We start from the raw sequence: 22,048 nt of genomic DNA, 5'->3' as shown, positions 1-22,048 counted from the left end.
ACAAATTGCCATGGACTTTGCAAAAAGCGTTCTTATTACAGAGCGTAACTACTTCACAGAATAAATTCTGCTGAAGGAGCCGTTTTTCACAACATACAAGCCTTTTTCCAGCTTCATTGAATTCAATTTCGACTGGACGTCATTCACGCGCACGCCCTTAAGATTACATACAAAAGAGCCATTCATATCGTACACGCTAAGCGTTCTTTCGCCAGCAAGCACGCGCACATTCTTCGCAAGACCAAGCGTACCTTCAACTTTGCTCAACACCACATTGTCAATGAACACGCTACCCGTAGCAAGGCCCGCATTGAAAGAAACGCGTCCATTTTCATCCGTAGCTTCATTCATGGTGAACAGAATTTCAAAGTTCTTTTTCTCAGTCCCTAAGTCAAAAGTTTTTGCCTCGCCCAGGTAACTCGTCCATGGGTCCGTATCCTTTTCGATATTCACTTCAAGCGTTCTCGCCACAGATGCATAGGCATCAAAAGTCACCTTGTAGCTTTGACCTTTTTCGTAGTGGACGCCATTCTGAATCATTTGTACATCATAAGCATTCGTACCCGTCTTGGTCACGTTGATTTCGGCCTTGCCTTCAGTCAACTTCAAGGATCCTTCGCCGCTATGTTGCTGCAAAGTCCAGCCTGCAAGCTTAAGCGAATCCGAGAAAGAGCCGTTAAACACGGAATCCCTGTTCGTCGGAACTTCAATCGACGGCGTAATCGAGGCACCATCCAAAGAATACTGTTTCACGAAATTCCAGATGTCAGAAACATCGGCCTTGGAAGGGCTATGGCCACGGCCTTCAAGCTTAAGGTGTTTAATATAAACGCCTTCATCGCAAGGGCCCCAAGTATACATCGTCGCCCTGTTTTCACTATTGGGATAATTATTTTGAACTTCGGCCTGAGACGGGCAATGGAACTGATCACGGTAATTCTTGATAAAGCCTTCAACCTGGCTGTAATTCAAGACATCGTCACTTGTTCCATGCGGGTGAATGATAGGCACAGGACGCATCGCCTTTGACGCACCCATCACATTTGTACCAGATGTTGGCGCAAACGCCGCTATTTTATCTGCAATCTTGCTCATAGCATGGTAAGTGAACATGCCCCCCATTGAGAATCCCGAAAGGTAAACACGCTTTTGGTCAATGTCATATTCCTTGACCATCTGTTCAATAATTTGCACCACCCATTTTGTATCCTTGTCACCGCTGATATCCCAGGTACTCATCCCTGTCCCACCTCTAGGATACACGACGACAAATCCCGCCGTATCGGCAACCGCTTCCCAATGCGTATTGGACTGCTGGTAATTGGGGTCTTGGTCCATGCCATGGCACGAAATGAGCAAAGGGCTCTTGGGCGCTAGATTGCTCGGCGCATACACGTGGATATCTCTACCCGACACCGATTCTTTTTTATAGTCGTTTAGCGATTTTCCGCCACCGCCGCCCCACTGGGCAAAAGAGAACGATGCGGCTACTAAAAGCAGTAAAGGAAATTTCATGTTTGTACTCCTCTAGATTCCTTCCTTGTTTACCCATTGTTCTCTTCCTTTCCCAAGTTATAATGTATATTCAAAAAATTTCGGGACAACACGTCCCACTCAATTACCGATGTAAACGCAAACAACAGAAGAATTAATAGAATTTAGTTAGCAGTAGGCAGTTGGCAGAATTTAGCGCTTAGTGAAGGATCCTGTAAAACTATGCTATTAGTTGTTAGTCGCAAGTTATTAATCATTGGTTTTCGTTAAATTTTCACTTCCTACTTCCTACTTCCTACTTCCTACTTTTCTATATTCTTCCCCGTAAAAATTTTCAACAGAGGCATAAAATGCTTGATATTAAAAAGATCCGCGAAAATCCGGAATATTATATTGCTGAAACCGAAAAGAAATATACGACCGTAAGCCTTCGTGACGTGCTCGCCGTTGATAACGAACGCCGCCCGCTCCTCACCGAAGTCGAACGCCTCAAGAGCGAACGTAACGCCCAGTCCAAGCGCATTGGCGAACTCAAGAAGAAGGGCGAAAACGCTGACGAAGCCCAGGCCGCAACACGCGAACTCGGCAACAAGATTGATGAACTCGACAAGAAGCTCAAGGAACTTGACTACAAGCAGACCGAAATGCTCATGCACGTTCCGAACATCGCTCCGCGTTCTCCGGAAGGCAAGGACTCCAGCGATAACGTTGTCGAAAAAGACGGTCCGATCCCGTTTGACTACTACACCAAGAACGATGACTTCGCCCGCGTTGACCACAAGACTCTCGGCGAACGCCTTGGCATTTTTGACTTTGAACGTGGCGCCAAGATTTCTGGTTCCGGATTCCCGGTTTACCGCGGTCTCGGCTCTCGCCTCGAACGCGCCCTCATCCAGTTCTTCCTCGACGAACACCAGAAGGCTGGCTTCGAAGAATTCACTCCGCCGTACCTCGTTACCCGCAACACCATGCGCGGCACGGGTCAGCTCCCGAAGTTCGAAGAAGACATGTACCGCTGCGACAAGGATGACGACCTGTTCCTCATTCCGACTGCAGAAGTCCCGCTCACCAACCTCTACTCTGGCGAAGTGATTCCGGAATCTGAACTCCCGAAGCGCATCTGCGCCTACTCTGCATGCTTCCGCCGCGAAGCTGGTAGCTATGGCAAGGACACCCGCGGTCTCCTCCGCTTGCACCAGTTCAACAAGGTTGAAATGGTCTACTTTGCTCATCCGGAACACAGCTACGAAGACCACGAAGAACTCACCCGCTTCGGTGAAAAGCTCCTCGAAAAGCTCGGCCTCCCGTACCACCGCCTCGCACTCTGCAAGGGCGACCTCGGTTTCGGTGCAGCCAAGTGCTACGACCTCGAAGTCTACGCTCCGGTCGAAAAGAAGTGGCTCGAAGTCAGCTCCTGCTCGAACTTCGAAGACTACCAGGCACGCCGCGCCAACATCAAGACGAAGGTAGGCGGCAAGAACGTCTACCTCCACACGCTTAACGGTTCTGGCCTTGCCACTCCGCGCGTGATGGTCGGCATCTGCGACAACTACCAGCAGAAAGACGGCTCGCTCAAGATTCCTGAAGTGTTGCGTCCGTACATGGGTGGACTCGAATTCATCACCCCGAAGAAGTAAGGAACCCCTTTAAATTTCAAAAAGCAAGTCCCTCGGACTTGCTTTTTTCATTGCCTCCGAACTGTCACCCCGGCCATCGTGCCGGGGTCGCCATTCCTACAATTTTTCCAATTTATCGTACACATCATACAGCCTTTGCACCCCATTCTCAAGCCCGTAATAATGCTTCACGTACGGCACCAAGAGCGCAAAGAAAAGTACGTCCAACGCAAGCACCGATATTTCCGGCACAACCACCAAAAACAAAATTCCACCAACGGTCAAAAGCGCAAACAAAATCATCACGAGTTCGTGCACCAGGCGCTCATGCTGAAAAAAGCCAATATGCGTCCGCACCGACAAAAGCTGTTCCGCCGTCAAAGGCGCCCCCGCCTCAACCATTTTCAAAAGTTCATTTTCGTAGTCGCTCAACTTTTTCAGCATATACTTAATATACTGAAATTTTTCAAAAAAAATGAGCTATTGCAAAATAGAATGTTATTTTAAAAGCATGGAGTCGTTGGAATTCACATCTCTGCCGTCCATGTTCTTTGCGAACTGCGACAGGACCGATTTTAAAGGATGGTATCACCGTAAAGACGGTGAATGGGTCCACTATTCCAAAGAAACGCTCAAACGCAACACAAAGGCTCTTGCGCTCGCATTGAATTCGCTCGGACTAAAAGAAAAAGAAAGCGTCGGCATCATTGCGCCGAGTTCTCCGAACTGGATTATCGCAGACATCGCCGTTCAACTAAACCACGCTCGCGTCGTTCCGCTTTTCCCGAACATTTCATCCGAAAACTTTGCGTACCAGAGCATTGACAGCAACATCAAGATACTCATCATCAATTCTTTCGAAGAACTTGATGAACCGCTTTTCGGCATCTTAGAGAATTTCACCAAAATCATCTGCATCGACAACGACTCGTTCCTCCCCGACAACGGAATTTACTGGGACGAACTCCTCATAAGAGGCTACGCAGCCCTCGCCGACCAAGTTCGTGCAAAATGGATTGACAACCAACTTTCAACCATAAACCCCGATGATATTTTCAGCATCATCTACACAAGCGGATCTACGGGTTGCCCCAAGGGCGTTGAACTCACGCACCGGAATATGTTGGTACAAATTCAGAACATCAAGCCGATGTTCCGATTTGACAACAAAAAGGACACGTGCCTCACGATTTTGCCGGTAGCGCACGTTCTTGAACGAATGGCGGTCTATTTCTACACATTCAGTGGCGTCACGATTTACTTTGGAGACAATCCAAAGAACCTCTCGCACATTCTGCGCGAAGTCCGCCCCACCATCATGATAGTCGTCCCGCGCATTCTAGAGCGCCTTTACGAAAGCATGACAACCGCCTCGGATCGCGCCAAGGGCATCAAGCGATTCCTGATCAAGCAGGCGATAAAAATTGCAAAGATTAAAGACCCGAATAGGCGCTTTGAGCCGCTCCATTGGGTATTCAACCGTCTCGTTTACAAACAAATGCGTGAAGCCGTCGGTGGTAATTTCCGCATGATTATCTCGGGCAGTAGCGCCTTGAACAAATCCATTTTGCGATTCCTTCTGAACATCGGCCTCCCCGTTTTTGAAGGCTACGGCATGACAGAATGTTCACCGGTCGTTTCTGCAAATTGCAAACAAGCTATTAGACCAGGCTCCATCGGCAAGCCTCTCGCCCATCTCGATGTACGCATCGGCGAATGCAACGAAATCCAGATTCGTGGCGAGAGCGTCTTTAAGGGCTACCATAACCGCCCCGACTTAAATGCTAAAAATTTCACACCAGACGGTTTTTACCATTCCGGCGACCAGGGCTATTTTGATAAAGATGGATTCCTGTATTTCACAGGGCGCATCAAGGAGCTGTTAAAGACAAGCACTGGTAAATACGTAAGCCCGAATCCCATTGAACTCGAAATCACGCGTCATCCGCTTGTTGAACAGGCGCTCGTCATTGCCAACGACCGCAAGTTTGCATCGGCTATTATCTGGCTAAACCCCGTAGGCGCCCGCCGCATGCTCAAGCCGCAAAACGAAGATTACGATGTCGAAAACGCACTAAAGTCACCGCTTATTTTGAATTCCATCAATCGTCATATTGAGCATATCAACAAAAAGCTGAACCATTGGGAACAAATTCGCAAATGGACTCTAGTCGGTGACGAGCTCACGATTGAATCAGGGCTCTTGACGCCCACATTAAAAATTCGGCGCACCGTTGCAGAAAAACGATACGCCAAACAAATTGAAGCGATGTACAATTAGACGAGAGACCGCTTCGCTGGTAGACGAAAGACGAAAGATTTTTTCTTTGAGTCCGTGCGGAGCACCACTATTATTCTTTCGTCTCAAGTCTGTAGGACTGCAGGTCCGTTCTTTCGTCTAGAAATGGATCACGCGGACCTTGATGACCTTGTCGAGCTTGGAGAGCTTTTCGACGATGGAATCATCGACCTTGCTTTCAACGTCAACGAGGTTGTAACCGATCTTGCCATTGCTCTTGTTGCTGAAAGAAGCAATGTTGATGCCTTCTGCACCGAACACCTTCGTGATTTCAGAAATCATGTTCGGAACGTCCTGGTTGATCACGACAACGCGGCTCTTGATGCCAGCATGCGGATGATCAACGAGAGCCGGGAAGTTCACGGAATTGCGGACGCAACCGTATTCGATGTAGTCCTTCAATTCTTCAACAGCCATCACTGCGCAGTTTTCTTCAGCTTCTTCAGTAGAAGCACCGAGGTGCGGGAAGCAAGTGACCTTGTCGTTCTTGATGAGTTCTGCAGTCGGGAAGTCGCAGAGGTAGCCCTGGAGGGAACCAGAAGCGAGCATTTCGTTCACCGGATCCATTTCAACAATGCCGCCACGAGCAAAGTTCATGATGTAGGAACCCTTGAACTGAGCGAGGTTCTTGCGATTGAGGAGGTTTTCGGTAACGCCCTTGATGAACGGAACATGAACCGTGAGGAAGTCAGAATTTGCAATCACGGTGTCGAGATCAGCAATTTCGACCTTGTTAGAAAGTTCATGCATGTTGTTTGCATTCGGATACGGTTCGTAAGCAATCACGCGCATGTTCTTCCAACGGGCATAGTTAGCAACGAGCACACCGATCTTGCCGAGGCCAACAACACCAAGAGTCTTGCCGGCAAGTTCCATACCAGCAAACTTCTTCTTGCCGCTTTCAACAGTCTTTGCGAGATCCGGATCGTTCACATCGAGACCCTTGACCCAAGCAGCAGCCTTGTCTGCGTTACGGACAGCCATGCCGAGCACGGTCATCACGAGTTCAGCAACAGCGTTTGCGTTTGCACCCGGAGTGTTGAACACGCAAATGCCCTTTGCAGAAGCCTTGTCAATCGTGATGTTGTTCACGCCTGCACCAGCGCGAGCGACAGCCAAAAGGCCATCAAAGTTATCGGTATCAACCTGAGCAGAACGCACCAAGATAGCATCCGGGTTTTCGATAGAATCGGAAACCTGATAGAACGGGCCAAACAAGCCCAAGCCTTTCTTGGAAATGTTGTTCATTGTCTTAATAGTTGCCATTTTTCATTCCTTTGTTTAAGTTAAAAATCTTAGACGAGAGACCGCTTCGCTGGTAGACGAGAGACGAAAGATTGTTCAAATGAAATTCTCTCGCCTTTCGTCTGTAGCCGCATAGCGGCGTTCTTTCGTCTTATCAAGGTTCCTGCCAGCGGCCTCTTTCCTTGATGAGGTTCACCAATTCCTCGATAGCGTCTTCTTCGGGGATGTTCTTCTTCACGGCAGTCTTGCCTTCGAAAAGCGTAATACGGCCCGGGCCACCGCCCACATAGCCGAAGTCAGCATCAGCCATTTCACCAGGACCATTCACGATGCATCCCATAATGCCAATCGAAATGTCCTGCAAATGTCCAAAGCGGGCCTTGATCTTGCCCATCACCTGCTGGATGTCGTAAAGCGTACGACCACAGCTCGGGCAGCTGATAAAGTTTGTCTTGCTACGGCGGCAATAAGCGGCCTGCAAAATATCGAATGCGAGAATCACAGAATCCTTCGGGCTCTTGTAGCCGTCAATCACGACAGCATCGCCAAGGCCATCCGTCACGAGACTTCCGATGTCTGCAGATACACGGAGCGTATCTTTTTCGCTATCTGTAATCTTTGCATAAAGGAGAATCGGATCTTTGCGGTTTGCGGCATACAAAGCCGAAGCAAGAGCGCGCACGCCCATCACCATTTCAGGGCCCGTATAGCAGAAGAGCGAACCTTCCGGCACGGAGTTCGGATTTGCGGCAAAGCCCGCGATATCCATCGTATCCTTGAATTCCACAACCGGCTTTGCATTGAGACCGGCCAAAGCAAATTCTGCATTACGGCGTTCGCCCGTAAGGCTCACTGCATCAGCCTTCATGCCAACGCGCACCGGTTCAGAACCGCCGATCTTTACGCCAGCAAGCGTCACCGGAACAGTTTCCCTGCGTTCGTAGTGGTACGGATCTTTTTCCAAAACCGGCACTGCAAACTTCGGTGCATCCGCCTTGAGTTCGCAAGCCTTGATGAGTTCCTGAGCAACCGGGACTTCCGCCACCGGATCTTCAGTCAGCGACACGCGAATCGTATCGGCAAGACCGTCGAGCAAAAGCGCACCAATGCCAGCAGCAGACTTCAAACGTCCGTCGGAACCGGCACCCGCTTCTGTCACGCCCACATGGAACGGATACGGCTTGAAGTGTTCCTGCTTCAAGCGAGCGGCAAGCAGGCGGTAAGCCGAAATGGCCACACGCGGATTACTCGACTTGAGGCTCAAGACCACCTGGTCAAAATGTTCGGCTTCGCAAACTGCCAAATATTCAATGGCGCTTTCCACCATGCCTTCCACAGTGTCACCATAGCGATAAATCATACGGGCGCTCAAGGAACCGTGGTTCACGCCAATGCGGATAGCACGGCCAAGGCGCTTCGCTTCTTGCACAAACGGAGTGAAGGCTTCGGCAACCTTTTCCTTGCCTTCTTCAAAAGACTTGTCCGTCTGCTGGTCAAGCGTCAAAATACCAGTATCTACAAAGTTACCCGGGTTGATGCGGACCTTTTCCACCCACTTGAGAGCTTCAAAAGCGGCCTTCGGCTGGAAGTGGATATCGGCAGAAACAGGAACCGTGCAACCGGCAGCACGCACGCGCTTCATGACTTCTTCAAGTCCAGCAGCATCGGCAAACGTCGGCGCCGTAATACGCACCAAACCGCAACCGACCTTAGCGAGGGCTAGCGTTTCCGCCACCGTCTTTTCGACGTCCTTCGGCTTGGTCGTCGTCATGGATTGAACTAAAATGGGGGCATTGCCCCCTATCAAAGCGTCGCCAACGCGAACTTGAACAGTTTCCCTGCGAACCGCCTTAAAACGGTCATCAACATACGGAAGTGTAGTAAAATCTAGCATGGCTCAAATTTAGTAAAATAGGGAGCCATTTAGCAACAATTACATAAAGCGTACAGACCTAATTTGCGGGGCTTTCCGCAGAAGATTTCTCGGCTTCAGCTCTTTCCGCCTCGCATTCCTTTCGGTAGTATTCTTCCAGTTCCGCACGGCTCTGGTCAAAGTACTTCTTGAGGCTCGGATCAAAGTGCTTACCCATTGACTTGTCGATGATATCGTAAGCATCATCAAAGGAGAACGCTTCCTTGTAGCACCTCTTACTCACGAGAGCGTCATACACATCTGCTACAGCCATCACACGGGCTTCCAGTGGGATTGCCTCACCCTTCAGCCCATACGGGTAGCCACTGCCGTCCCAACGTTCGTGGTGGCCACCAGCCATGTTCTTTGCGATTTCCACAAACAGTTCGCTCTGGAAATTTGAAAGCAGGTTCTTGATAATGATAGCACCCTTTTCGGCATGAGTTTTCATCTCGTCAAATTCTTCAGGCGTAAACTTGCCCGGCTTGCAGAGCACATGATCGTCAATGGCAATCTTTCCAATATCGTGCATAGGAGCAGCCGCAATCATGTCATCATAAAATTCTTTTGAGTAATTGAGATCCGGATCTTTCTGCATCTTTGCCACAAGAATGCTCACCACTTCTTTGGTACGCTTGAGGTGCGCTCCCGTAAAGCCATCCTTGTTGTTGACCATTTCGGCCATGCCTACAAGCATCTGGTTTTGGAACAAGCGGATCTGGTCCTTGTTATTTTTGATGAGAGCCGCAAGTTCCGTGTTATTGGCGTCCAATCGTTCAATATAGCGCTGGATATTCGTTTCATCTTCAATGCGGAACAGGAATATTTGCAACTTCTTGTTCTGATGCACATTCCTCATCACCGCCTTGAAATAGCGATCCTTGTACGTAAAGCGATAGACCTTATCACCGCTAGCGCCCTTCAGCTGTTCCATGCCTTCTTTAAAGATTCCTTCAATTTCAATATCCGACGGCAAGGCATGATCCACACGACAATCCAGAAGTTCTGGGAAGTAACGGCTTGCGATATCATTGCAGCCCAAATACAGACCTTTCGGGGAGAAAGCCAAATACGCAGCCGTATTTTCAGCTTCAAGTGATTCAAGCACGCTGTTCATCACATCGTGCATCTTGACCAACGCACAAATGTAGAGCAAGACAAGTTCATCAATCAAGTACACAAACGGCATGAGCAAGGTATCGTTTTCCATGTTACGAGCCAGGATAAATGCACCGATAGAAACAAATGCAAGCCCCGCAATCGCAATTAAAGTCTTGTAACTGACATTGCGTTTTTTCTTCGCCGCAACAATAATCACGACAACATTGGCGACCATGTAAAAGTACAGCAAGAAATCCCACAAGACATGCCCAGGGCCATACGTCGGCAAGTAACTGCCAAAGCCATTCAAGACAACATATCGCACAGATTCGTAGAACACATCGCTAAAGCCAACCGTACAGGAGAGAGCAAAAACAAAAGCACTGTACAGGAACATCAAAAGTTTTACCCACCTGGACAAATCAAAAGAGCATAGGCGGCAAATCAAGAGGAACAGGAACAAAGGCAAGAAGCATGCACCAAGGTAGCACACCTTGTTTGCAACAATCGCTCCCTCAATCGTTGTCGAAAGAGCGAGGAACAAGTAGCCAAAGTCCGCAAGGACAATCGAGAAGAAAAATGCCGTAAAGTAGGTGTTTAGCGGCCTGCGGTAAAAATACGAAAGCAGGCAGGCATTCACCCCCGAAAAAAGGCACATGGCAATCAAGTAATAGATAACAAACATACCACTCTCTCAAACAAGTTCAATCAATGATCCACAGAACAGTAATAGTCCATCAGCTGGTCCTGACATTCCAGGAAACTATCCTTCAAGTGCGGGTCAAACTGCTTGCCCATAGAAGCAAGAATCACATCACGAGCTTCCCTGAACGACATGCGTTCCTTGTAACAACGCTTGCTCACCAAGGCATCGTACACATCGGCCAGAGCCATGATTCTAGCTTCCATCGGAATATCTTCACCCGAGCGCTGTTCCGGGTAACCCTTGCCATCCCAACGTTCGTGATGGTAAAGCGCCATATTCTTTGCAACACTGACAAAATAACTGTCTTTCACATCAGAGAGAAGCTTTTCAATAATGTTCGCACCCTTCTCTGCATGAGTCTTCATGATTTCGCGATCATCAACATTAAATCGTCCCGGCTTGCGCAACACGGCATCATCAATCGCCACCTTGCCCAGATCGTACATCGGAGCGGCCGCAATCAGCACATCGAGGAACTTGTCCGACAGGTTATCAAATCCTTTTTTGCGCATCATCGAAACAAGAATCTTCACGACTTCGCTCGTTCGCTTGATGTGTCCGTCCATATTCCCCGCTCGGCTTTCCGCCATCTGCGCCATGCCGACAATCCACTTTTCCTGCACCGAGAGCTTCTCATTTTCAGTCTGCACCATGTTCTTTTGCAACATGGAATTGCTACGGCCAAGAGCATCGATATACTGCTGTTCCTGCGTGTTGTCTTCAATCCTGAAAAGGAATACGTTTTTACCATGCACCTGACGCAGTACCTTGACTTCGCACTTGTAGTGGCGGCCCGAATAATTGAATTCGGTCATCTGGCAGTAGTCCGTCAAAATCTTGGACTTCCTGTACTTTTCAATCCACGACATGATGTGCTGCTGCAATTCCGTTTCGCCTTTCAAGTGAGCGTCCACTCTCATCTTGACGAGCTCCGGGAAGAAATTCATGGCAATGCGGTTTGCCCCCAGGTATGCCCCATCAATCGAGAACGACAAGTACGCACAGGAGCTTTCCGTTTCAATGGATTCAATCACGCATTCCGTAATATCGTACCACTTGACGTTATTACAAATGTACAACAGGAGGATTTGGTCAAGGACGTAGATAAACGGCATGATGAGCATGTCGCTCCCCAGGAATCAGGCCAGGAAGAACGACATAATTGTTGCGATTTCGCCAATAATCATCGCAATGATATTCTTGAGCGAAACCATCTTCTGGTGCAAAATGGCACGGATAATAATCCAAATATCTAAAATGACATAGCTCACCAGGAAAGCATTGAACAAGCCGTGAGCCCAGCCGTAAGTTGCTACATAGTTACCGACACCCGCCTGGACAACATACTCCACGGTCTTGTAATATGCCGGGAAATACCCTACAGTCATCGCCAGAGCGCAAATCGTAAAGCTCATGAAAATCAGGGAGAAATGCAGCCATTTCGGGATGCTCATCTTGCAAACTTGCATAAGGGCAAAGAACATGAACATCGGGAGGAACGACCCGCCAAGGTAGTTCACCTTGTTCGCGATAATAGCCCCCTCGACCGATTCTGAAAATCCCAAAAGCCAATGGCCAAAATTAGCGACCAGAATCGCATAAAAGGCGTAATAAACGTAATTGTTCCGCTGATTTTGGAAACGCAGAGAAAGCACTGCCAAATTGACAGCAGACAAAACAAACATCAATGTTAAATAGATGTAACCCATATCCGCAACTGGAATGTAACCATTTATAAAGGTAATCTATTTTTGCAAAAAAGAACAATCCTCCTCCTAAAAAGTTCCTTTTGCAAAAGCCTAAATTTAAATATACAAAAGAAAACGCATGGCCTAAACCATGCGTTTCCTTAAAATGAGTCTTTTGGACTAATCCAAGACTAAGCTTCAGTCGGAGCAGCCGGTGCTTCAGGAGCAGCTTCAGCAGCCGGGGCAGCCTTCGGAGGGAGCAAAGCCTTCATAGAGAGCTTCACCTTGCCCTTCGGGTCAACACCGAGGCAGAGCACTTCGACTTCGTCACCGACATGAACAACGTCTTCGACCTTATCGACACGGCGGTCGGCAAGTTCGGAGATGTGGACAAGACCATCGCGACCCGGGAGGATTTCAACGAATGCGCCAAACGGCTGGATCGTCTTCACCTTGCCCTTGTACTTGCGGCCCGGTTCCGGTTCTGCTGTGAGTTCTTCGATCATGCGGCGGCAAACTTCACCAGCCTTACCCGTCGGGGCGGCGATGTCGATATTGCCGTTGTCGTCAATGTTGATGGTGCAGCCCGTCTGAGCCTGCATACCCTTGATGACAGAGCCACCAGAACCGATAACGTCACGAATCTTCGTGGTCGGGATGCGCATCTTGAGCATCGTCGGAGCCTTTTCAGAAACGTGCGGACGCGGTGCCGGGAGGCCAAGTTCAGCCATGCGACCGAGAATGTGGATACGGCCCTGACGAGCCTGTTCCAAAGCTTCACGCATAAGTTCCGGGGTGATACCGCGGATCTTGATGTCCATCTGGAATGCAGTGATACCTTCGGCAGTACCCGTTACCTTGAAGTCCATATCGCCGAGGTGGTCTTCCGTACCGGTAATGTCGGACAAGATCTTGATCTTGCCGCCTTCCTTGACGGAGCCCTTTTCGGAGATGAGGCCCATGGCGATACCTGCAACCGGAGCCTTGATAGGAACGCCAGCGTCCATCAAGCTGAGGCAGCCACCGCAAACAGAGGCCATGGAAGAAGAACCGTTGGATTCCATGATTTCGGAAACCACGCGGATCGTGTACGGGAAATCTTCCGGGAGCGGAAGAACTGCTGCGAGGGAGCGTTCGGCCAAGTGACCGTGACCAATTTCACGGCGAGAGAGACCGAGCTTCTTGCATTCACCGACGGAGAACGGCGGGAAGTTGTAATGGAGCATGTAGCTCTTTGCGCCTTCGCCCTGCAAGCTTTCGAAACGTTGTTCGTCAGCCTTTGTTCCAAGCGTACAAATGACGAGACCCTGGGTTTCGCCACGCTGGAAGATTGCAGAACCGTGAGCACGCGGGAGCACGCCCATTTCGATTTCGATCGGGCGGACTTCGGTCGTGGTACGGCCGTCAAGACGAACGCCTTCGTTCAAAATCATTTCGCGCATAGCCGTGCGTTCGAGGTCACTGAAGATGCCCTTTGCATCTGCAGCGAGCTGAGCATTCTGTGCTTCGCCTTCGCCGATGATAGCGAGGATACGCGGATCTTCGAGCATACGAGCGCAGAGGTCTGCCATAGCCGGATAGAAGTCCGTCTTCACCATGTTGGAGTGGACGTCCTTGTTCAGTTCGTCCCAGACAACATCCTTGACCGTAGCAACGAGCTTGTCGTGTTCTTCACCAACAAACTTCGGCTTGAGTTCCATCTTCGGCTTAGCACAGCGGTCCACCAGTTCCTGTTGGGCTTTGCACATCTGCTTGATGACTTCGTGACCAGCGAGGATAGCGCCAATCATCGTGTCTTCGGACACTTCGTAAGCACCACCTTCGACCATGCACACAGAGTCTTCCGTACCGGCGACCACGAGGTCTAGATCGGCCACGGCAACCTGGTCATAAGTCGGCATCACTATGTTCTGGCCATCGACGACAGCCACGCGAACGGCAGCGACCTGCTGTTCGAACGGGAGTTCAGAAAGACCGATAGAGAGAGATGCAGCACTTACGCCAAGAACGTCCGGAGCGAACTTCTTGTCGGAAGAAAGAACCTGAACGATGACCTGGACTTCACGAGTGAAGTTTTCCGGGAACATCGGACGAATCGGACGGTCGATAATACGAGCAGAAAGAATTTCTTCATCGCTCGGACGACCCGGTTCGCGCTTGCTATAGCCACCAGGCAGGCGTCCGGCAGCATAAGACTTTTCGCGGTATTCAACTGTCAGAGGGAAGAAGTCACCATCCTTTTCTTCACCGTAGCAAACGGTAGAAAGGACAAACGCGTCCCCCATCTTGGCGACAGCAGAACCACGTGCCTGCTTTGCGATACGGCCAGTTTCAAACGTAATGACACGGCCATCCGGAAGGTTTACAGACACTTCCTTCGGGTCGAGCATCTTGCCGTATTTAGCTTGATAAGCTTCTGTTGACATAAAAATCTCCAATCAGAGAATTAGCCGCGGAGACCGAGATCCTTGATCAATGCACGCTGAGCGATAATGTCCTTTTCGCCGTAGTACTTGAGAAGGTTCTTGCGCTTTGCAACCATCATGGACAGACCGCGGAGAGAGTGGAAGTCCTTCTTGTTGGTCTTGATGTGTTCGGTGAGGTTCTTGATCTTTTCCGTGAGGATAGCGATCTGAACGCGGACGTTACCGGTGTCCTTTTCGTTAGCACCAAACTTAGCGGTGAGTTCTGCAGCCTTTTCTTTTGTGATAGTAGCCATTGTAGCCATTCCTTTTTTTGATTGTTTGTTTCATTACATGTTTTTGTCCGAGTTTACTGCTCTAGCACCAGTGGAATTGGCGAATCTGGTCACAGGACCCAGGCAAAAATGCAATTTGCGGGTAAATATAGTATTTAGAACTTAGAACTTAGAACTTAGAACTTAGAAAATACATCGAAATTAAAGTCTTTTTATGGGTTTTAGGTATTAGGTCTTAGGGATTAGGTGAATAATCGCGGCTTCGCCGCCCTTTACAAACGCGCATAGCGCATGAAATTAATCCTAACCCCTACCACCTGTGACCTAACACCTATCTACAAAAATCTCGACAGCACTTCCTTCAACTTATTGACGTTCACGGGTTTTGCCACATGCTCGTTCATGCCGGCATCCAGAGCCGCCTGTTGGTCATCGGCAAAGGCGTTCGCCGTCATGGCGATAATCGGAATTTCTGCAGCCACCTTGTTGTCGAGCTTACGGATAACGCGAGTCGCCTCGTAACCATCCATAATCGGCATCTGCACGTCCATCAAGACCAAGTCACAGTCGCCCGGCTGCACATTCTTCATGTACTCGACAGCCTTTTCGCCATCGCAAGCCGTTGTCACCAGAATTCCGCAATCTTCTAGAATTTCCTGGGCGATTTCGCGGTTCAGTTCGTTATCATCGACAAGCAAAACCTTTTTGCCATTAAAGCTGATCTTCTTATCCGATACCGGAGTTTCCGCCTGCAAAAGTCCAAAGCTGCGCATCAGCGTATCGCGGGCATCCGACGGGAACACTGGTTTACTTACAAAGTTATGGATTCCGACTTCGGTCGCCTTGTCCTCGATATCCGACCATTCATAGGCAGACATCACAATCACAAGGATATCGTTCCCGAGCAACTCGCGAAGCATCGACGTCGTTTTCATGCCATCCATATTCGGCATGCGCCAGTCCACTAGGAAGGCGTCGTACATGTGACCTTCGGCCTTCGCCGCCTTCACACGTTCCAAGGCGTCCGCACCGGAATAGCAACATTCAGCTTCAACACCGAGTTCCTTAAAGATCTGCGGAATGCTCTTAGCACAATCTACATCATCATCGACAACGAGAATCCTTTTGCCTTCCAGTTCCTTGACGCGTTCAAGTTCATGTTCAGCGCCGGCAAGAGCAAACTTGAAATTCAGAACAACATCAGTTCCTTCGTCCACCTTGCTCTTGATGTCGATCGAGCCATCCATCATGTCGACAATGTTCTTTGTAATCGCCATGCCAAGACCCGTTCCCTGGATGCCAGAGACCGTCGAGGAATTCACACGGGTAAACGCATCATAAATCTTCGGCAAGAAATCTTCGCTCATGCCAATGCCCGAGTCCTTGATGCGGAACTCGTAAACGCCATAGCCATCTTCGTCCGATTCCTTCTGTTCCACAGAGAACCAGATGGAGCCACCCGCCGGCGTGTACTTGATAGCGTTTGAAATCACGTTCAAAAGCACCTGGTTCAAACGGAGCCTATCACAGACAACATCTTCGTTACGAATACCGACGCTATTGGCAAAGAACTGCAAGTTCTTCGCATTGATATCCGCCTGGACAATATCCTTGAGCGTATGGATTATTTCCGGAAGATGTTCCAGCTTTTCATTCAAGTTCAGCTTGCCCGATTCAATACGGCTCATGTCAAGCACGTCATTGATAAGCGAAAGCAGGTGGTTCGAAGAAAGCTCAATCTTTCCAAGGAAGTTCCGCACCTGTTCCTTGTTGCCAATATGGATTGTCGCAAGTTCCGTATAGCCGATAATCGCATTCATCGGAGTGCGGATGTCATGACTCATGTTGTTGAGGAACATCGTCTTTGCACGTGACGCAGACTTTGCCATTTCAAGCGCCTGTTCAAGGGCCGCCTGTTGCGCCATTTCCTTGCGGTAAACGACATCGTTATTGAACAGGCCGACAAGCACTCGACGAGACTTGGACCAGTCGCCCATCTTGGTCACCTTCATGCGGTACCACTTAAGCCCTTCGCTAGTCACACGTCGATAATCCTGGAAGAAGGAGTTATCGTGTTGCAAGCGAGCAATTACGGTATCGCGATTAAGCGAAGAGAGCACGGAATCAACATCGTCCTTATAGACAATCTTGCGGACATCCTTTTCCCTGTCCTTAAAGAAGTCAACGCCTTCTCCAGTCTCTTCATTAACGACATCCTTGAACTTTCCGCCTGTCAACGAAACGCTAAACAAGCCCGTATCGATATTGACATCGAACACGACTTCATACTGGTCCGAAAGGCTCATAATGCGTTCAATATTTTCCTGGTGTTCCGTCTCTGCACGGTACTGAGCATCCACCTCGACAAAGCCGACAGCGATAAGTTTCGGCGGAACATCTATAGGCTCGGCCTTAGCAAATACTAAACGCGTAAACTTGTATTCTGAACCATAGAGGTGCCTAAATACAATATTCAGGCGTTTCTGGTGCAAAAGCTGTTCAGCCACCACCTCTCTAGACGCAAGCCCGATAAGCTTTTCACGATCATCCGGATGAGCCATATCCAAGACAAACGCTTTAAAGACATCTTCCAGACGGTCACAAGTCGCAAACCGATCCTTCAGGGCGCCCCTGATGTCTTCGCGAACGGCAAGAACGCCACTCGTGTTGTCAACAAGATTGAAGTAGAAGAGTGACGAATAGTCTTCCGAAAGAATGTCGATAATTTCAAGGTTCTGCTTCAAGTTCGACTGGATTTCCATCTGCTTCTTGATTTCTTCATCGACACTGTGCAGACCAAAAACGATACCCTTGAGATTGCCGATTTCGTCCTTGTCGGCAATAACCTTCATCTGGTAGCAGACTTCCTTACCTTCAAGCTTGATCTTGAAGTTGACATGAATCACCGATTCGTTCTTCAACGTCGAGACAAGGCGATCGCGACTCGTCTGCTTCTGGAACTGATTTTTGTCAGAATCACAGACAAGATACTTGAGCAACAGATTCATTCTCTTAGAGAAACTCTTTTCAGAAGACCATCCAGGGATAGCCTTCAAAAGCACAGAACTGGCGCGGTACGTCACAACAAAGTCCGAAGAAGAATCTTCGCCAAGCGTTACGTAGTTCACAAAATCAAAGTCCGAAGCCAGAGATTCAATCACCCTGTTGTTGCGGTCCATTTCCTGACGCTGGGCAATAGCCTTGTTGACTTCAGAATCAATATTTTCCACAGCAACAATGACATGGTTTTCATCTTTGCTGGACTTAATAGCCTTCATTCGATAGAACTGTGGATTTCCATCAATGACAAGTCTATATTCCACAGATGCACTTGGATTTTCTTCAAGACGTTTTAAGAAGGAACCCTTTTCCATAAAGTGCATGACAACTTCAAGATCGTCTTCATAAAGATTATGACGCAAGCTCGATATCGATTCAAAGAAGAAGTCCTTTCCGTGAACATCTTCGTGTAGCTTATCCATAAGCCTGTCGGAATGGAACGTGTCAAATGTATCGTCCAGAACGTTCACGTAGAAAATGCATTCGTAAGTTCCGCTCAAGGCATCGGCAATTTCGGAATACTCGTTACTTTCGGCCTCGGCCATGCGGCGAGCATTCCACACCATGCGCAGCAAGTACAAAAGAATCACGAGAAGTTCAATTGCCGAAATTCCGATATAGAACTTGCGGATTTTATCCACGCGCGCAAAGGCGATATTTTCATTGACATACAAAAGTTGAGTCCAGCAACCGCCAAACAAAGGGAGCGCAACCAAAAGCTTAGCATCATCCGAGGAAGTTTCCTCATACGCCAAATGCGCAGATTCCCCCTTCATCACGGTTGCCGCCCACTCATCTACAGAATACCCTTTCTTAGACTTAATCGTCCTAACAAACTCGTTAAAGTTCTTCCATTTCCCTGTTTTTTCAACAACAAAGGATCCATCTCGACGGTCCACAACAATCAGGGAAGCCTTGCCCTTGAACGCATTTGTCGCCACATAGCCATACAACGGCTTGATTTCGGAAACAGCGGAAAGCATCGCAACCACCTGGCCACGACGGCGGACAGGCACCATCTGTTCAAACACAATATTTTCGGAATGCACGACATCGCGAGCGACTTTCGATATATACGGCTTTGGGGAAACAATCTTCTGATAATTTTCGATGTACGAAGAATCAAATACAACAGCATGATCCGCAATAATATGACCATCCGGCAAATACAGGCGCACCGCCGACACCAGAGGACCAATGCGCGACCCGCGAATCAAACGAATCATGTTTTCGGAGAGGAGGTTTTCTTCCATCCCCACCACAGTCGAAATATTGGACAATGCGCTCAAGAGAGAACGACCCAAAAATCCCATTTTTGCTTCAGAAGCATAGGCGACTTCATCTAGGGAGTCCCAGCTATCGTCTACAGCCTGCCTGTTTATGTACAAAAAAGAAACGTTTGTTACAATAAACAAGAACGCGACAAGAATCAACGATACGATTAAATTTCGTTTAAAAAAATTATTGTTCATAAGTTTTTTGTAAGTTTTCAACTATATTATACATTTTACAACACCATATTGAGACTAATTTTCAAAAAAAAAGTGTTTTTAACCAGCAAACCTACCTAAACGTGTTTTTTTTCACAAAAAAAATGATTTTCACTGTACAAATCTTTATACATTGACAACATGAAGATTATTACAAAAATATTTCTCTTTTTAGCGTTTTTAGCCACATTTACATTTGCCGACTCAACAACCGTAGTCGATACCGCCAAAACCGAGATTTCCGCCCCAAAGAAACAGGCCGTCTGGATTAAACTGGAAGGCGACGTTGACCCCGCCATGTACGAATTCTGCGCTCGCGCCATCGGAGAAGCCATCGAAAAGAAGCCAGATTACATCGTCTTCGAAATCAACACGTTCGGAGGTCGCCTTGATGCCGCTTTCGATCTTGTCGATACCATCATGGCGGTCAAGGGACCCGAAACAATCGCTCTCGTGAAAAAGAAGGCGATCAGCGCAGGTTCGCTCATCGCTCTCGCCTGCAAGCGCCTCTACATGCTCGAAGCCACAACCATTGGCGACTGCGCCCCGATTGTCCAAGGTGGCGATGGCACTCCGCAAATCGTCGGCGAAAAGATCCAGTCCCCACTCCGCGCGAAGTTCCGGAACCTCGCCCAGCGCAACAACTATCCCGAACTCCTGGCATCCTCTTTTGTGACTCCGGAACTCGAAGTACTTGAACTTACCGCCACACTTGACAAGGGAACGCCGACACAGCGAGACACCACGCTTATCATTGAAGGAAAAAAATTTGCAGTCCTCGACAGCGCCGAAAAGAAGTTCTGGGGCTCGCCCAAGATTCTCGTAAAAGAAGGCGAACTTTTGACCATGACCGACAAGGAAGCCGAGGAACTCGGATTTTCTAGAGGCACGTTCAAGAACCGCGAAGACTTTGAAACAAAGCTAGCCATTGAACGCAAAAGCGAAGTCGAGACAAATACCGGCGAAAAAATCGCAAGCGCTATAGCCGCCATCTCAGGCATACTCCTGATTCTCGGATTCGGCGCACTTTATATAGAATTTAAGACTCCGGGATTTGGAATGTTCGGCATCATCGGCATTATCCTTATCGGGATCGTCTTCTTCGGGCAATTCGCACCGCAGCTCGACGGCTACTTCCCGGCAATCCTGCTTGTAGCAGGCGTGATTTTGTTCTTAGTCGAAATTTTCGTCATGCCATGTACGTTCCTGTTTGGCATTGGCGGCATCGCCTGCATGATTATCGCCCTTATCATGAGCTTTGATACAGCAAACATCCCGGAATACGTCCCGGAAGCCGTTGAAACGACATTTGACGCCACCCCATGGCTATTCGGGCTATTCTTCGTTCTCGGGAGTGCGGCCATCGCACTCATCATCCCGATTGCGGCAAGCAAGTATCTGATTCCGCTTTTACCGGAAGGCTGGACTCCGATGCTCAAAACCGACATGGAAACAGCCGTCTCCCCGACCGAAGCCGTGCAGGAAGTTGCGATAGGCTCTATAGGAACCGCAAAAACGTTCTTACGCCCTGTAGGCCAGGCAAGCTTCACCATGCCGGATGGAAGTTCCAAACTTTTTGACGTACAGACCCACGGTGAAATCATCGAAGCAGGTCAGAAAGTAAAGATTGAAGCAGTACAGGAAGGTCATATATGGGTAATTCTAGACGAAAGATAGTTCAAGTCTGATCGTACTTTTTTCAATAAAGATTAAAACAAAAACACATAACTTGGAGAAAAACAAATGGATACACTTCTTACCGTAGGCATTATCATTGCCGCCATCGTCGTCATCATCGTTCTCGCCTTTATCGGCAAGTTCTTTAGCCTCTGGCTCCAGGCCTTGTTCTCCAAGGCAAACGTGAGCATTTTCCAGCTCATCGGTATGCGCCTCCGTAAGGTTCCGCCACAGGTCATCGTGGAAGCCCGAATCCTCAGCTGCAAGGCAGGCCTCCCAGTTGACACCAACTTGCTCGAAGCCCACTACCTTTCCCGCGGTAACGTGCTCCGCGTGATCCAAGCTCTCATCGCCGCCAACAAAGCAAACATCAAGCTCGACTTCAAGGAAGCTGCAGCCATTGACCTTGCCGGCCGTAACGTGCTCGAAGCTGTGCAGATGTCCGTGAACCCCAAGGTCATCGAAACTCCGAAGGTCTCCGCTGTGGCTCTCGACGGTATTCAGCTCCACGCCATTACCCGTATCACTGTGCGCGCCAGCATCCAGAAGCTCGTCGGTGGTGCCGGCGAAGAAACAGTCGTCGCCCGCGTTGGCGAAGGCATCGTGTCTTCCATCGGTTCTGCTCAAAGCCACAAGGAAGTGCTCGAAAACCCGAACATGATTTCCAAGAAGGTGCTCGCCTCCGGCCTTGACGCAGGTACGGCATTCGAAATTCTCTCCATTGATATTGCAGACGTGGACGTGGGCCAGAACATCGGTGCTATCCTCGAAACCGACCGCGCTGAAGCCGACAAAAAGATTGCTCAGGCCAAGGCAGAAGAACGCCGCGCCATGGCATTCGCCGCCGAACAGGAAATGAAGGCTAAGGTGATGGAAATGAAGGCAAAGCTCGTCGAAGCCGAAGCCCAGATTCCGATGGCTATGGCAACCGCTCTCCGCGACGGAAAGCTCGGCGTGATGGACTACTACAACCTCAAGAACATCGAAGCCGACACGCAGATGCGTAAAGAAATCGGAACCGCACCGGAAACGACCAAGTAATTTGACCAAAAGGGTTTAGCC

The 22,048-nt window shown here is 49.0% G+C and carries 14 protein-coding genes; 4 read left to right on the top strand and 10 right to left on the bottom strand.

What is annotated here, in order from left to right:
* Positions 1–48 precede the first annotated feature (48 nt).
* The gene (locus FSU_RS14030) at positions 49–1,515 is read right to left on the bottom strand and encodes a carbohydrate binding domain-containing protein (protein ID WP_015732286.1); all 1,467 of its coding nucleotides are present in this window, start codon (positions 1,513–1,515) and stop codon (positions 49–51) included.
* A gap of 329 nt (positions 1,516–1,844) precedes the next feature.
* On the opposite strand from FSU_RS14030, the gene serS reads away from it, so the two are divergent.
* Positions 1,845–3,131 carry a serine--tRNA ligase gene (gene serS / locus FSU_RS14025; protein WP_014547020.1) on the top strand — a complete coding sequence of 429 codons (1,287 nt, stop codon included), beginning with the start codon at positions 1,845–1,847 and terminating at the stop codon, positions 3,129–3,131.
* Positions 3,132–3,227: 96 nt separating this feature from the next.
* Here serS and FSU_RS14020 read toward each other — a convergent pair whose 3' ends face one another.
* On the bottom strand, positions 3,228–3,554 hold the full coding sequence (locus FSU_RS14020) for a hypothetical protein (protein WP_015732285.1): 327 nt from the start codon (positions 3,552–3,554) through the stop codon (positions 3,228–3,230).
* A 67-nt stretch (positions 3,555–3,621) separates the two neighbouring features.
* On the opposite strand from FSU_RS14020, the gene FSU_RS14015 reads away from it, so the two are divergent.
* On the top strand, positions 3,622–5,391 hold the full coding sequence (locus tag FSU_RS14015; protein ID WP_244263657.1) for an AMP-dependent synthetase/ligase: 1,770 nt from the start codon (positions 3,622–3,624) through the stop codon (positions 5,389–5,391).
* Between the two features lie 117 nt (positions 5,392–5,508).
* On the opposite strand, the gene FSU_RS14010 is transcribed toward FSU_RS14015, so the two are convergent.
* The 8 genes from FSU_RS14010 to FSU_RS13975 form a co-directional block, all read right to left on the bottom strand.
* Positions 5,509–6,675 (bottom strand): phosphoglycerate dehydrogenase, encoded by a 1,167-nt coding sequence (locus tag FSU_RS14010; protein ID WP_014547018.1) that lies wholly within the window; start codon positions 6,673–6,675, stop codon positions 5,509–5,511.
* Positions 6,676–6,808: 133 nt separating this feature from the next.
* On the bottom strand, positions 6,809–8,548 hold the full coding sequence (gene ispG, locus FSU_RS14005; RefSeq protein WP_014547016.1) for a (E)-4-hydroxy-3-methylbut-2-enyl-diphosphate synthase: 1,740 nt from the start codon (positions 8,546–8,548) through the stop codon (positions 6,809–6,811).
* Between the two features lie 58 nt (positions 8,549–8,606).
* Positions 8,607–10,352, bottom strand: coding sequence for an HD domain-containing phosphohydrolase (locus FSU_RS14000; RefSeq protein WP_014547015.1), 1,746 nt, complete (start codon positions 10,350–10,352; stop codon positions 8,607–8,609).
* 23 nt (positions 10,353–10,375) lie between these two features.
* Positions 10,376–11,497, bottom strand: a complete 1,122-nt coding sequence (locus FSU_RS15995; RefSeq protein ID WP_014547014.1) for an HD-GYP domain-containing protein — start codon at positions 11,495–11,497, stop codon at positions 10,376–10,378.
* Between the two features lie 15 nt (positions 11,498–11,512).
* Positions 11,513–12,082: a histidine kinase N-terminal 7TM domain-containing protein gene (locus tag FSU_RS13990; RefSeq protein WP_014547013.1), complete on the bottom strand. Its 570-nt coding sequence runs from the start codon at positions 12,080–12,082 to the stop codon at positions 11,513–11,515.
* A gap of 170 nt (positions 12,083–12,252) precedes the next feature.
* On the bottom strand, positions 12,253–14,487 hold the full coding sequence (gene pnp / locus FSU_RS13985) for a polyribonucleotide nucleotidyltransferase (protein ID WP_014547012.1): 2,235 nt from the start codon (positions 14,485–14,487) through the stop codon (positions 12,253–12,255).
* A 20-nt stretch (positions 14,488–14,507) separates the two neighbouring features.
* Positions 14,508–14,780: a 30S ribosomal protein S15 gene (rpsO, locus tag FSU_RS13980; RefSeq protein WP_014547011.1), complete on the bottom strand. Its 273-nt coding sequence runs from the start codon at positions 14,778–14,780 to the stop codon at positions 14,508–14,510.
* A gap of 314 nt (positions 14,781–15,094) precedes the next feature.
* Positions 15,095–19,291: a hybrid sensor histidine kinase/response regulator gene (locus tag FSU_RS13975; RefSeq protein WP_015732283.1), complete on the bottom strand. Its 4,197-nt coding sequence runs from the start codon at positions 19,289–19,291 to the stop codon at positions 15,095–15,097.
* A gap of 159 nt (positions 19,292–19,450) precedes the next feature.
* On the opposite strand from FSU_RS13975, the gene FSU_RS13970 reads away from it, so the two are divergent.
* Entirely contained in the window at positions 19,451–20,986 is a 1,536-nt protein-coding gene (locus FSU_RS13970) for an NfeD family protein (RefSeq protein ID WP_014547009.1), read from the top strand.
* Positions 20,987–21,052: 66 nt separating this feature from the next.
* The gene (floA, locus tag FSU_RS13965; protein ID WP_014547008.1) at positions 21,053–22,027 is read left to right on the top strand and encodes a flotillin-like protein FloA; all 975 of its coding nucleotides are present in this window, start codon (positions 21,053–21,055) and stop codon (positions 22,025–22,027) included.
* The last annotated feature ends 21 nt before the right edge of the window (positions 22,028–22,048 follow it).

This window comes from Fibrobacter succinogenes subsp. succinogenes S85 (assembly GCF_000146505.1).
GTDB classification, from domain to species: Bacteria; Fibrobacterota; Fibrobacteria; order Fibrobacterales; family Fibrobacteraceae; genus Fibrobacter; species Fibrobacter succinogenes.
This window is presented reverse-complemented; position numbering and strand designations above follow the sequence as displayed.

What these genes read in the sequence shown, in the direction of transcription:
- FSU_RS13990 (WP_014547013.1), bottom strand. Translation starts at nt 12,082, where the DNA reads ATGGGTTACATCTATTTAACATTGATGTTTGTTTTGTCTGCTGTCAAT.
- FSU_RS14010 (WP_014547018.1), bottom strand. Translation starts at nt 6,675, where the DNA reads ATGGCAACTATTAAGACAATGAACAACATTTCCAAGAAAGGCTTGGGC.
- FSU_RS14000 (WP_014547015.1), bottom strand. Translation starts at nt 10,352, where the DNA reads ATGTTTGTTATCTATTACTTGATTGCCATGTGCCTTTTTTCGGGGGTG.
- FSU_RS15995 (WP_014547014.1), bottom strand. Translation starts at nt 11,497, where the DNA reads ATGCTCATCATGCCGTTTATCTACGTCCTTGACCAAATCCTCCTGTTG.
- FSU_RS14030 (WP_015732286.1), bottom strand. Translation starts at nt 1,515, where the DNA reads ATGAAATTTCCTTTACTGCTTTTAGTAGCCGCATCGTTCTCTTTTGCC.
- serS (WP_014547020.1), top strand. Translation starts at nt 1,845, where the DNA reads ATGCTTGATATTAAAAAGATCCGCGAAAATCCGGAATATTATATTGCT.
- FSU_RS14020 (WP_015732285.1), bottom strand. Translation starts at nt 3,554, where the DNA reads ATGCTGAAAAAGTTGAGCGACTACGAAAATGAACTTTTGAAAATGGTT.
- ispG (WP_014547016.1), bottom strand. Translation starts at nt 8,548, where the DNA reads ATGCTAGATTTTACTACACTTCCGTATGTTGATGACCGTTTTAAGGCG.
- pnp (WP_014547012.1), bottom strand. Translation starts at nt 14,487, where the DNA reads ATGTCAACAGAAGCTTATCAAGCTAAATACGGCAAGATGCTCGACCCG.
- floA (WP_014547008.1), top strand. Translation starts at nt 21,053, where the DNA reads ATGGATACACTTCTTACCGTAGGCATTATCATTGCCGCCATCGTCGTC.
- FSU_RS13970 (WP_014547009.1), top strand. Translation starts at nt 19,451, where the DNA reads ATGAAGATTATTACAAAAATATTTCTCTTTTTAGCGTTTTTAGCCACA.
- FSU_RS14015 (WP_244263657.1), top strand. Translation starts at nt 3,622, where the DNA reads ATGGAGTCGTTGGAATTCACATCTCTGCCGTCCATGTTCTTTGCGAAC.
- FSU_RS13975 (WP_015732283.1), bottom strand. Translation starts at nt 19,291, where the DNA reads ATGAACAATAATTTTTTTAAACGAAATTTAATCGTATCGTTGATTCTT.
- rpsO (WP_014547011.1), bottom strand. Translation starts at nt 14,780, where the DNA reads ATGGCTACTATCACAAAAGAAAAGGCTGCAGAACTCACCGCTAAGTTT.